This window comes from Cupriavidus sp. 05L411 (assembly GCF_056398045.1).
Genome location: NZ_JBFTOQ010000003.1, coordinates 168,911 through 180,469 on the forward strand (window position 1 = coordinate 168,911; position 11,559 = coordinate 180,469).

Below are 11,559 nucleotides of genomic sequence, written 5' to 3' on the forward strand. Positions count from 1 at the left end.
CGCTCCATGTCCCCGACCGACGTCATGCCTCGCACCGCATCGCCCCGCACCGCCAAGCCGAAGGCGGTAAAGCCAAAAGCCGTCAGGCGGAAGCCCGACGCAGCGCCCGTTGCTGCAACCTCGAAGGACGCCGGCGCGGAGCTCGGCGGCGACGCTGACGCGCGCATCTACCAGTCCATCTTCGATGGCGTGCTCAACCACCGGCTCACGCCCGGCACCAAGTTGCCAGAGCCGGAGCTGTGCCAGTTGTTTGGCGTAGGCCGCGCGGTAGTGCGGCGCGTGCTGGAAAAACTGGCGCACGATGGCATCGTCGACCTGCGCCCCAACAAGGGCGCGGTCATCGCCGAGCCCACGCCGGCCGAGACCAGCCAGATCTTCGAAGCGCGCCGCGCCATGGAGCGCGTGCTGGTGGAACTCGCCGTGGCTCGCGTCACGCCCGCCGACCTGCGCGAGCTGCGCCAGCAACTGGCCGCCGAGCACGAGGCCATGCACCGCTTCGACCAGCCCTCATGGGCACGGCTGGCAAGCGGCTTTCACCTGCGCATCGCCGCGCTCGCGCGCAACCCCGTGCTGCAGCGCTACCTCACTGAACTGGTCTCGCGCTGCTCGCTGATCGTCGGCCTGTACGAGCCGCCAGGCCACGCGCCCTGCGAGCACGACGAGCACGCTGCCATCGTGGACTGCATCGAGCGGCGCGACGCCGCCGGCGCGGTCGAACGGATGGAGTCGCACCTGCGCGAGCTGGAGCAGCGCATCGAAACGTCCCGCATGCAGGGCGAGAAGAGCCTTGCGCAGATGCTGGGCCTGGCCGGGGAGTAAGGCCGAATCAGAGGAAACAAGCATGGAAATCGATTTCGAGGCCATCACCGAATACCAGCGCTACAAGCTGATGGCCAGCCTGATCGTGCCGCGGCCGATCGCACTGGTCACCACGCTGTCGGAAGACGGCACCGTCAATGCCGCGCCGTTCTCGATGTTCAACATGCTGGGCGAGGAGCCACCCATCGTGATGATCAGCATCAACCGGCTGCACGACGGCGCGCTCAAGGACACCGCGGCCAATATCGTGCGCACCGGGGAGTTTGTCGTGCACCTGAGCGATGAAGCGATGGCGGAGCAGATGCATGGCTGCGGCGAGCGCTTGCCGCCGGAGCAGAGCGAGCTCGCGCGCGTGGGGTTGACGTCGGTGCCATCGAGCGCGGTGGCGCCGCCGCGAATTGCCCAAGCGCCGGTCGCGTTCGAGTGCACCCTGTGGGAAACGCTGGAGACGACCAGCCGACAGATTTTCATAGGCCGCGTGCTGCGGCTGCATGCGCGCGACGAGCTGATCGATACGCAGGCCTGGCGCGTGCGGCTGCAGAACTACTTTCCGGTGGGACGATTCGGGGCCAGCTTCTACGTCACCACGCGGGATCGGTTCTCGATGGAGAAAGAGGCGGGTGTGGTGACGGCGACCACGGCGGTGGACGAGATGTGAGCCGGCTGCTCGCGCAACAAGGATCAATGGCTATGCATAAGATGTCAGACGAAGACTACTTCGAGTCAAGCGATGGTTCGATAAGGATCTGGATCGAGCAAGATTCGTCCATCCAGATCAAGGCGGTTGCCAAACATGATGACCCCGTGGAGCTCTCGGCGGAGGAGGCTATTGCGTTGGCAACCGTGCTTCAGGAATTTGCGGGGCGGATCTAGTCCAATCGGCGGCGCGGCACATCCGCCTGACCCGCACTGGCAACTGATGGCTGATGATCCAGGGACGCCCGGCAGCTTTGCGAGAAGGGCAGGTCGCCTAAGATCGCGGGCACGTATCATCCGTGCGGCTGCGTGGGCTCTTGGCAGCATGCTGACACAAGTCTCTGCTATCTTAGGCGCCCAGCCCGTCGCTGGACACCATTCCCACATCGGCTCCCATGCAAGCTACGACCACCACGCCAGACACCGGCGCCCCGGCCGCCATCACCTTGCGCCAGGCATTCTGGTACTGGCTCAAGCTGGGCTTCATCAGCTTTGGCGGCCCGGCCGGGCAGATCGCCATCATGCACGAGGACCTGGTCGAGCGGCGCCGCTGGATCTCCGAGAGCCGTTTCCTGCACGCGCTTAACTACTGCATGGTGCTGCCCGGGCCAGAGGCGCAGCAACTGGCAACGTATATCGGCTGGCTGATGCACCGGACCTGGGGCGGGGTGATCGCGGGCGGGCTGTTCGTGCTGCCCTCGTTGCTGATCCTGATGCTGCTGTCGTGGATCTACATGCGCTTTGGCGAGGTGCCAGCGGTGGCGGGGGTGCTGTACGGCATCAAGCCGGCGGTAACGGCCATCGTGATGTCGGCGGCGTGGCGCATCGGCTCGCGGGCGCTGAAGAACAGCTGGCTGTGGGCGATCGCGGCGGCTTCGTTCGTCGCCATCTTCGCGCTGGAATTACCGTTCCCGGTCATCGTGCTGGTCGCGGCCTTGATCGGCTACGCGGGCGGCCGGTTCGCGCCGGCGCGCTTTGCCAGCGGGGGCGGCCATGGCGCGGGCAAGACCGGTTTTGGTCCCGCGCTGCTGGACGACCACACGCCCACGCCGCCGCATGCGATGTTTACCTGGAAGCGCTTCGGGCTGGTGCTGGCGGTGTTCCTCGCGATCTGGGGGCTGGCGCTGGGCGCGCTGGCCTGGCGCTACGGCTGGCAGGGCACGCTCACGCAAATGGGCTGGTTCTTCACCAAGGCCGCGCTGATGACCTTTGGCGGTGCCTATGCGGTGCTGCCCTATGTCAACCAGGGCGCGGTGGCGCACTACCACTGGCTTAGCGCGCCGCAGATGATCGACGGCCTGGCGCTGGGCGAAACCACGCCCGGCCCGCTCATCATGGTGGTGGCCTTCGTCGGCTTCGTCGGCGGCTGGACGCAGGCGGTGTTCGGCACCGATGCGGTGGTCGCGTCGGCCGTGGCGGCGGCGACGGTGGTGACGTTCTTCACCTTCCTGCCGTCGTTCCTGTTCATCCTGCTGGGCGGGCCGTTCGTGGAGAGCACGCACGGCAACCTGAAGTTCACCGCGCCGCTGACTGCCATCACGGCGGCGGTGGTTGGCGTGATCGTCAACCTGGCGGTGTTCTTTGCCTATCACGTGCTGTGGCCCGCCGGGCTGCAAGGGCGCTTCGAATGGCCCTCCGCGCTGATCGGACTGGCCGCGGCCGTGGCGTTGTTCCGCTTCAAGGCCGGCGTGATCCCGGTCATCCTTGCTTGCGGCGGCGCCGGGCTGGCGCTGGTGTTCGTGCGCGGCGTGGCCTGAACGGGCTACCAGCCACTATAGGGTGCGCCCGCCATCCGGTGGGCCGCGAAATGCTCCGCCAAAAAGTCCACGAACGCGCGCACCTTGGCCGTGAGGTGGTCGCGCGTGAGGAAGACGGCGAACACATCGGCTGGCGGCGTCTCCCAGTCTGGCAGCACCTGGCGCAGCCGCCCCGAGCGGAGCATCGGCGCCACCTCCCATTCCGAGCGCATCAATATGCCGTGGCCCTGCAAGGCCCAGCCGAGGGCCACTTCGCCATCGTTGGTGCTGGCCGGCCCGCGCACCTTTACGGTTTCGTGGCGGCTGGCCGAGCGCAGGTGCCAGGTGCCGTAGGTGGCGTCGCTCTCCCGGATCACGATGCAACGGTGCTGCTGCAGCTCGCGCGGCGACGCCGGCTCGCCGTGGCTGGCCAGGTAGCGCGGCGCGGCGCATAGCAGGCGGCGGTTGTGCGCGATAGGCCGGGCGGTGAGGCGCGCATCGGGCAAATCGCCCACGCGAATGCCGACGTCGAAGCCCGCCTCGGCCAGGTTCAGCGGCCGGTCCGTGAGTTCCAGCTGCACCTCCACCTCCGGGCAGGCCAGCAGGAAGGCGCCCACTGCCGGCGCCACGTGGCGCCTGCCGAAGCCCAGCGTGGCGTTGACCCGCAGCAGCCCGCGCGGCGCTACCCGGCTGCCGCCAAGCCCTTGCTCCAGTTCCTCCAGCTCGGCCAGGATGCGCGCACCCTGCGCCAGGTAAGCCTCGCCTTCCTGCGTCACGCTCAGCCGGCGCGTGGTGCGGTTGAGCAGGCGCACGCCGAGCCGCGTTTCAAGCGCCGTCAGCCGCTTGCTGGCGGCCGACGGCGTGATGCCGAACTGCTGGGCCGCGCCGGCCAGGCTGCCGCGCTTGACCAGGGTGACGAAGAAGGCGAGGTCGGAGAAGTTGTCCACGATGCGGTCTGCGGCCTAATTAGTGAAAGAGGCGACTGAATGAAAGTCTTTGGATGAAATTATAGCGGTAGGTTCAATGGTTAAACTGGCATCTCCAATCTCAATAAGCGCGCGGCGTCGGGGGYGTTCCCTTGCGGCCAGCCTGCCACCCAGGAGACCCCACATGAACCGCTTTACCGCTATCGCCCGCCGGATCTGCCAGATTTGCCGGACGCCGCTCGGCTTGAGTGCTGTCGCCTTGTCCGTTGCGCTCGCGCCGGCGGCGGCGCGAGCCGAGACGTTTCCCGCGCGCCCGATTCGCCTGATCGTGCCGTTCGCCCCGGGGGGGCAGCGTCGACATCGCCGCGCGGCTGGTCACCGAAGCGTGGGGACGGCAACTCGGGCAGCCCGTGGTGGCGGACAACCGCGCGGGCGCCTCGGGCAATATCGGCATGGACCAGGTGGCCAAGGCCAGGCCCGATGGCTATACGCTGGCCATCAACAACGTGGCGCTGGCGGTGAATCCTTCGCTCTTCGCCAGGCTGCCGTTCGACACCGAGCGCGACCTGACGTCGGTTGGCACCATGGGCACCTCGCAGCATGTGCTGGTGGTGACAAACAGCCTGCCGGCCAAGAACGTGAAGGAACTGATCGCGCTGGCCAGGAGCCGCCCCGGGCAGCTCAGCTTTGGCTCGGCGGGCACCGGCAGCACCTTCCACATGGCGGCGGAGCTGTTCAAGTCGGAATCCGGCACGGCCATCCTGCACGTGCCGTACAAGGGCGGCGGCCCGGCCATGGTCGATACCATCGCCGGCCAGGTGCAGCTCAGCTTCCCAGTGCTCTCCGCCGCGCTGCCGCAGGTGCAGGCCGGCAAGCTGCGCGCGCTGGCGGTGACGGGGCCCAAGCGCTCGCCGCTGCTGCCCAATGTGCCCACCATTGCCGAGGCGGGCCTGCCCAACTACACCTTCGAGACCTGGTTCATCGTCAGCGCGCCGGCCGGCACGCCCAAGGAGGTGATCGCCAAGCTCAACCAGACGCTGAACCAGGCACTGGCTGCACCGGAGATCAAGGCGCGCCTGCTCAAGGAAGGCTTCGAGCCGCTCACCATGAGCCCGTCCCAGGCCGACACCATGCTGCACAAGGAGATCAAGCGCTGGGCCGCGCAGATCAAGCAGGCCGGCATCACGCCGGAGTAAGCGCGGCTCTTTCTGCCGCGCATTTTTTCAATTCATTTCAAGCAGGCTGTCCCATGTCAGGCCTTACCTACTATCGCAAGCTGGTGGATTCGCACACCGTGGCCGCGCTCGATGCCGACCACGTGCTGCTCTACGCGGATCTGCATCTGATGAACGAATACACCAGTCCGCAGGCCTTTGCCGGGCTGGCCGCGCAGGGCAGGGGCGTGCCGTCGCCGGGCCAGCAGGTGGCGGTGGTGGACCACATCATCCCCACCCACGCGGAAAGCCCGCGCCGCATCCAGGATCCCGCCTCGGCGCTGCAGGCGCGCAACCTCAAGCGCAACTGCGACCAGCATGGCATCCCGCTGTTCGATACCGATGACGCGCTGCAGGGCATCGAGCACGTGATCGCGCCCGAGCACGGCATGATCCGCCCGGGCATGGTGGTGCTGTGCGGCGACAGCCACACCACCACCTACGGCGCGCTGGGCGCGCTCGGCTTTGGCATCGGCACGTCCGAGGTGGAGCACGTGCTGGCCACGCAGACGCTGGTGTACCGCGTGGCGAAGGACATGCGCATCCGCGTGGACGGCGTGCTGCCGTGTGGCGCTACCGCGAAGGACCTGATCCTGCATATCATCAGCCGCATCAGCGCGCAGGGCGCGCGTGGCTATGTGGTGGAGTTCACCGGCAGCGCCATCGCCGCATTGTCGATCGAGGCGCGCATGACCCTGTGCAACATGACGGTGGAAGCCGGCGCGCGCGGCGCGCTGATCGCGCCGGATGCGCCGGCCATCGAATACGTGCTGGCCCGTGCCGCCGATATCGATGCCACGCTGCGCGAGCGCGCGCTGGCCTGCTGGCGGGCGCTGCATTCCGATGCGGATGCCAGGTTCGACAGCGAACTGGTGTTCGACGCCAGCAACGTGGCGCCGTATGTAAGCTGGGGCACCAGCCCCGACCAGGCGATCCCCATCGATGCGTGCGTGCCGCCGGTGGAGGATGCCATCGACGACACGGCGCGCAGCGCTGCCGCCAAGGCGCTGGACTATATCGGCCTGCGGGCGGGGGCCACGCTCGAAGGCCTGCCGGTGCAGCGCGTGTTCATCGGTTCCTGCACCAATGGGCGCATCGAAGACCTGCGCGCCGTGGCCGCCATCGTGCGCGGGCGCAAGGTGGCCGAAGGCGTGCGCGCGATGGTGGTGCCGGGCTCCGGCGCGGTGCGCCAGCAGGCCGAGGACGAAGGCATTGCGCAGGTGCTGCTGGACGCCGGCTTCGAATGGCGCAAGCCGGGCTGCTCGATGTGCCTGGCCATGAACGACGACGTACTCGCACCCGGCGAGCGCTGCGCTTCCACCACCAACCGCAATTTCGAGGGACGCCAGGGGCGCGCCGGGCGCACCCACCTGATGAGCCCCGCCATGGCCGCCGCGGCGGCGCTGACCGGCTGCATCACCGATGTGCGCCGCCTGGAGCAAACCAATGCCTGATGCCATGCCCGACTACGATTCCGACCTGATCGCCGCGCTTGGCGCGCCGCTGCCCATCGGCAACCTCGACACCGACCAGATCATGCCCAAGCAGTTCCTGCGCATCATCGACAAGGCTGGGCTGGACCGTGGCCTGTTCTACGATATGCGCTTTGACGCGCAAGGCGTGCCGCGCCCGGAGTTCGCGCTCAACCAGGCGCGGTACCAGGGCGCGGGCGTGCTGGTGGCCGGCCCGAACTTTGGCTGCGGATCGAGCCGCGAGCACGCCGTCTGGGGGCTGCAGCAATACGGCATTCGCGCGGTGATCGCGCCCAGCTTTGGCGAGATCTTCTACTCGAACGCGATCAATAACCGGCTGCTGCTGGTGATGTTGCCGCAGGCACAAGTGGATGCGCTGATGGCCGCGGTGTCGGGCGGCGCGCCCGCGCGGATCGAGATCGACCTCGCGGCCATGTCGGTGAGTGCCGGCGCGCTGCGCTTTGCCTTCACGCTGGCCGAGCGCCACCGCACCATGTTCCGCCAGGGACTGGACATGATCGGCGCAACGCTGGCACAGTCGTCGCAAATCGCCGCGTTCGCGCGGCGCCATCACCAGTCGCAGCCCTGGCTGCAGGACGTCGCCGCCAAGACCATGGCGCGGCTGTCCGCCTGAAGGAGGACGGAACGTGTTCGAAGGATTCACGCAGCATCGCATTCCATGTGGCGACGTCGAGATCCACGCTGTCGTCGGCGGCCAGGGCCCGGCCTTGCTGCTGCTGCATGGCCATCCGCAAACGCATGTGATCTGGCATAAGGTGGCCGCCACGCTGGCGCGGCATTTCACGGTGGTCGCCACCGACCTGCGCGGCTACGGAGATAGTGGCAAGCCGGCCGGCCTGCCGGACCACGCCAACTATAGCAAGCGCAGCATGGCGCAGGACCAGGTCACGGCGATGCGCGCGCTGGGCTTCGAGCGCTTCCTGGTGATGGCGCATGACCGCGGCGGGCGCGTGGCGCACCGCATGGCGGTGGATCATCCGGATGCCGTGCAGCGGCTGGTCACGCTGGATATTGCGCCCACGCTGGCGATGTACGAGCAGACCAGCCTGCAGTTCGCGCTGGCCTACTACCACTGGTTCTTCCTGATCCGGCCCGCGCCGTTTCCCGAGACGCTGATCGGGGCCGATCCGGCGCTCTACCTGCGCAGCACCATGGGCAGCCGCAGCGCCGGCCTGGCGCCGTTTACCGAGGCGGCCATGGCAGAGTACCTGCGTTGCCTTAGCCTGCCGGGCGCGGCGCACGGGCTGTGCGAGGACTATCGAGCCAGCGCGTCGATCGATCTCGAACACGATCGTGCCGACCTCGCCGCCGGGCGCAAGGTCGAGTGCGAGATGCTGGCGCTGTGGGGCGAGCAGGGCGCGGTAGGCCGCTGCTTCGCGCCGCTGGAAGAGTGGCGCAAGGTGGCGCGCAACGTGAGCGGCAAGAGCCTGCCATGCGGGCACTATATGGCCGAGGAAGCGCCGGAACTGCTGCTGGACGAGACGCTGCCCTTCCTGCTGGGCGCAGGTTAAGGACGCAACGGGCGAATGCGCTGCGAGCCGGGCTGGCTTACACTCGCTGTCTTCGCCCCTGTGCCCAACCGAACGCTTTCCCCAGCCCATGCCGCCCCGCAAGAATCCCGCCGCTGCCACCGAGACGCTCGATAGGCTCGAAACACTCGCGCAAGGCCGCGCTGCCAGCGAGCAGGCCATCCAGTTGCTCGACGGCGCCGTCAACCACGTGCTGGAGCACGGCATCGGCGACTTGTCGCTGCGCCATATCGCCGAGGCGCTCGGCACCAGCCACCGCATGCTGATCTACTACTTCGGCTCGGCGGACCAGTTCTGGGAGGCGGTGCTGCGCCGCATCCGCCATGCCGAGCTGGATGCGCGCGCCAGCCTGGCCGCCAGCGAGTCCGATCCCGCACGGGCGCTGGAGGTAGCCTGGGCGCGCTACTCGGCGGACAACTACCTGCCCATCATCCAGTTGCTGTTCGAGATCTACGGACGCGCCATTCGCGATCGCGAACGCTTCCAGGTGTTCCTCGACGATGTGATCGGCAGCTGGACCGGCGCGCTGACCGAGCGCTTTCACAAGCAGCTGGGATTGAGCACGAGCGAGGCGAAGCTGCGGGCTCGCATCGAGGTCGCCACCGTGCGCGGCCTGTTGCTGGATCTCGTCACCACGGGCGATCGCAAGGGCACCACTGCCGCGCTGAAATACTTCGCGCGCATGCTGAACGCGCCTGCGGCCCCGGGCGCGAAATCCGCACCCGAAGCTTGATCCGTACGCGGCGCCGGCGTCGGCGCCGCAGTCCCGAAATTTTTTTCCCTCTTCGTGTACCACATGGTACAGTAAACCGGATGCACCTCGATGCGAGGGTGCCGCTCAAGGGATGCGAGAGGAGATCAAAGTGAACAGACGCACACTGATACTAAGCGCCGCGCTCGCCGTGGCGGGCATGGCATGTGGCGCAGCCGGCTGGGCGCAGGACTGGCCGCAGCGCCCGGTCAGGCTGGTCGTGCCGCAGGCCGGCGGCACGGGCAACGACGTGCTCGCGCGCGCGCTGGCCGAAACGCTGGGCAAGCGCTGGGGACGCAGCGTTGTTGTGGAAAACAAGCCCGGCGCCAACGGCGTGCTGGCCATCAACTATGTGCTGCAGCAGCCGGCCGATGGCTACACCCTGTTCTTCGCGGGCGTCTCCAACCTGGCCTTCAATCCCTTCCTGTACCCCACGTTGCCCTATGTGCCGCAACGCGACCTGACCGGCGTGGCGATGCTGGCCAACTCGCCGTTCGTGCTAGTGGTCGCGCCGGCGATGCATGCCACCAGCTTTGCCGAATTCGTGCGGCTCGCCAAGGCGCGGCCGGGCGGCATCAGCTACGCCTCCGGCGGCATCGGCAACTCCACGCACCTGGCCATGGAGCTGGTGGCCGAGCGCGCCGGCGTCAAGCTGCAGCATGTGCCGTTCAACGGCGCCGGCGGCTCGACCAGCCTGATGTCGGGCGAGACGCCGGCCATGATGAATGTGGTGGCGGGCGTGCAGGCCTATATCGCCGGCAAGAAGCTGGTGGCGCTGGCCGTGACCGGCGAGCGGCGCCTGGCCGCGCTGCCCGATGTGCCGACGTTCAAGGAGCTTGGCTACGACGTGGCTGTGCCGGGCTGGTACGCCATCGTCGCAAAGACCGGCACGCCGGCGGCGCTGGTGCAGAAGATCAACGCCGACATCAACGCGGCCATGGACGAGCCGGCATTCAAGGACAAGCTGGCCAACCAGTTCCTCGATCCGATCAAGGGGCCGCCGGCCGAGGTGGAGCGCCATATGCAGCGCGACGCGCAGGCCTGGGGCCCCATGATCCGCAAGCTCGGCATTGCCCTTTGATCCCGCCCGGACCCATTACCAAGGAAGCAAGGAACCAAGGAGACTAGATATGCCCCAGATCACGACCGCCGTGCGCGACTATCGCCTGGCGATGATGCACGCGCTGATGGACCGCATCCGCGTTGACGCGCTGGTGTTCAGCACGCCGGACTTCTTCCAGTTCGCCACCAATTTCCAGCTGGATGTCTGGCCGTGGGAGCGCCCCGTTTTCGTGTTCGTGCCGCGCAACGGCGAACCCTTCGCCGTGATGAACGAGCTGTCCACCAACCACATGCGCCTGTGCACGGAAAAGGACAAGGTCTGGCTGCGCGACGTGACCTACTACGCCGAGCATCCGCGCGTGTCGCAGCGGCTGGCGCTGGCGCCGCAGTTGCCCGAGGTGGTGGCGTCGCTGCTGGCGTCGCACGGGCTGGGCGGCTCGCGCATTGCCGTGGACGTGGCCCATCCGATTCTCGCGGCGGCGCAGCGCTACCTGCCGGAGCTCGCGCTGCGCCCGGCCATGGCGGAGATGCGCGCCATGCGCTGGGTCAAGCATGCGGAAGAACTGCAGGTGATGCGCGAACTTGGGAGCCTGACCGACTGGGTACAGGACCGCTACCGCGAGAACATTCGGCCGGGGCGGCTGGTGCAGGAGCTGGACCATGCCATGTCGGCGCTGATGGTGGAGGAGGCTGCGCGCCGCTTTCCCGGCGAGGATTTCGATATCCTCAAATGCTGGACGCTGACGGGACCGGCCTCGGCCTCGCCGCACGGCGACGGCGCCGCATGCGGCGCGCGCATCGCGGCTGGCGATACCATCGTCAACCTGATCCTGCCGCGCCTGAATGGCTACTACGTGGAGAACGAGCGCACGTGGTTCTGCGGCAAACCGGACGAGCGCCAGGCACGCTGCTACCAGGTTGCCGCCGAGGCCACCGACGCGGCGGCGGCGGCCGCGGTGACCGGCCGGCGCGTCTGCGACATGGACGCCGCGGCGCAGGCCGTGATCGAGCGCGCGGGSCTGGGCGAGTACATCTTCCACCGCACCGGCCACGCGGTCGGGCTGATGCTGCACGAGTATCCGGAAGACATGGCCTTCAACACGCGCGCGCTGCTGGACGGTGAGGTCTACTCGGCCGAGCCGGGCATCTATGTCTATGGGCTGGGCGGCTTCCGGCTCGACGATACGGTCGTGGTGGGCGAGCGCCCGGAGGTCATCGTGAAGACGCCAAAGACACTGGAGTACGCAACCGTGGCGTGACGCCAGCGACAAGCGGGGATAGCGGGGGGATAGCGGGGGGATAGCGGGGGGGATAGTGGGGGGATAGTGGGGGG

Annotated in this window: 11 protein-coding genes and 1 pseudogene; 11 read left to right on the top strand and 1 reads right to left on the bottom strand. The window is 67.8% G+C overall.

What is annotated here, in order from left to right:
• Positions 1 to 6 precede the first annotated feature (6 nt).
• The 4 genes from AC1DQR_RS04755 (at position 7) to chrA (ending at position 3,272) form a co-directional block, all read left to right on the top strand.
• The gene (locus tag AC1DQR_RS04755) at positions 7 to 819 is read left to right on the top strand and encodes a GntR family transcriptional regulator (protein WP_416050322.1); all 813 of its coding nucleotides are present in this window, start codon (positions 7 to 9) and stop codon (positions 817 to 819) included.
• Positions 820 to 841: 22 nt separating this feature from the next.
• Positions 842 to 1,477, top strand: coding sequence for a flavin reductase family protein (locus AC1DQR_RS04760; protein WP_416050323.1), 636 nt, complete (start codon positions 842 to 844; stop codon positions 1,475 to 1,477).
• Between the two features lie 41 nt (positions 1,478 to 1,518).
• Positions 1,519 to 1,692, top strand: a complete 174-nt coding sequence (locus tag AC1DQR_RS04765; protein ID WP_416050324.1) for a hypothetical protein — start codon at positions 1,519 to 1,521, stop codon at positions 1,690 to 1,692.
• Positions 1,693 to 1,910: 218 nt separating this feature from the next.
• Positions 1,911 to 3,272 (top strand): chromate efflux transporter, encoded by a 1,362-nt coding sequence (gene chrA / locus AC1DQR_RS04770; protein ID WP_416050325.1) that lies wholly within the window; start codon positions 1,911 to 1,913, stop codon positions 3,270 to 3,272.
• A 5-nt stretch (positions 3,273 to 3,277) separates the two neighbouring features.
• On the opposite strand, the gene AC1DQR_RS04775 is transcribed toward chrA, so the two are convergent.
• Positions 3,278 to 4,198, bottom strand: coding sequence for a LysR family transcriptional regulator (locus tag AC1DQR_RS04775; protein ID WP_416050326.1), 921 nt, complete (start codon positions 4,196 to 4,198; stop codon positions 3,278 to 3,280).
• 163 nt (positions 4,199 to 4,361) lie between these two features.
• On the opposite strand from AC1DQR_RS04775, the pseudogene AC1DQR_RS04780 reads away from it, so the two are divergent.
• The 7 genes and pseudogenes from AC1DQR_RS04780 (at position 4,362) to AC1DQR_RS04810 (ending at position 11,485) form a co-directional block, all read left to right on the top strand.
• Positions 4,362 to 5,373: pseudogene (locus AC1DQR_RS04780) on the top strand (tripartite tricarboxylate transporter substrate binding protein).
• A 53-nt stretch (positions 5,374 to 5,426) separates the two neighbouring features.
• Positions 5,427 to 6,845, top strand: a complete 1,419-nt coding sequence (gene leuC, locus AC1DQR_RS04785; protein ID WP_477132618.1) for a 3-isopropylmalate dehydratase large subunit — start codon at positions 5,427 to 5,429, stop codon at positions 6,843 to 6,845.
• On the top strand, positions 6,838 to 7,497 hold the full coding sequence (gene leuD, locus AC1DQR_RS04790; RefSeq protein ID WP_416050329.1) for a 3-isopropylmalate dehydratase small subunit: 660 nt from the start codon (positions 6,838 to 6,840) through the stop codon (positions 7,495 to 7,497). The genes leuC and leuD overlap by 8 nt, the downstream gene beginning before the upstream one ends.
• Positions 7,498 to 7,510: 13 nt before the next feature.
• On the top strand, positions 7,511 to 8,395 hold the full coding sequence (locus AC1DQR_RS04795; RefSeq protein WP_477132619.1) for an alpha/beta fold hydrolase: 885 nt from the start codon (positions 7,511 to 7,513) through the stop codon (positions 8,393 to 8,395).
• An 88-nt stretch (positions 8,396 to 8,483) separates the two neighbouring features.
• A complete protein-coding gene (locus tag AC1DQR_RS04800; RefSeq protein ID WP_416050331.1) occupies positions 8,484 to 9,146 on the top strand; it encodes a TetR family transcriptional regulator in 663 nt (220 codons plus the stop codon).
• 130 nt (positions 9,147 to 9,276) lie between these two features.
• A complete protein-coding gene (locus tag AC1DQR_RS04805; protein ID WP_477132620.1) occupies positions 9,277 to 10,245 on the top strand; it encodes a Bug family tripartite tricarboxylate transporter substrate binding protein in 969 nt (322 codons plus the stop codon).
• A 49-nt stretch (positions 10,246 to 10,294) separates the two neighbouring features.
• On the top strand, positions 10,295 to 11,485 hold the full coding sequence (locus tag AC1DQR_RS04810) for a M24 family metallopeptidase (protein WP_416050333.1): 1,191 nt from the start codon (positions 10,295 to 10,297) through the stop codon (positions 11,483 to 11,485).
• The last annotated feature ends 74 nt before the right edge of the window (positions 11,486 to 11,559 follow it).

Excerpts from the sequence above, each read along its gene's own strand:
- AC1DQR_RS04755 (WP_416050322.1), top strand. The coding sequence starts at position 7 with ATGTCCCCGACCGACGTCATGCCTCGCACCGCATCGCCCCGCACCGCC.
- AC1DQR_RS04760 (WP_416050323.1), top strand. The coding sequence starts at position 842 with ATGGAAATCGATTTCGAGGCCATCACCGAATACCAGCGCTACAAGCTG.
- AC1DQR_RS04765 (WP_416050324.1), top strand. The coding sequence starts at position 1,519 with ATGTCAGACGAAGACTACTTCGAGTCAAGCGATGGTTCGATAAGGATC.
- chrA (WP_416050325.1), top strand. The coding sequence starts at position 1,911 with ATGCAAGCTACGACCACCACGCCAGACACCGGCGCCCCGGCCGCCATC.
- leuC (WP_477132618.1), top strand. The coding sequence starts at position 5,427 with ATGTCAGGCCTTACCTACTATCGCAAGCTGGTGGATTCGCACACCGTG.
- leuD (WP_416050329.1), top strand. The coding sequence starts at position 6,838 with ATGCCTGATGCCATGCCCGACTACGATTCCGACCTGATCGCCGCGCTT.
- AC1DQR_RS04800 (WP_416050331.1), top strand. The coding sequence starts at position 8,484 with ATGCCGCCCCGCAAGAATCCCGCCGCTGCCACCGAGACGCTCGATAGG.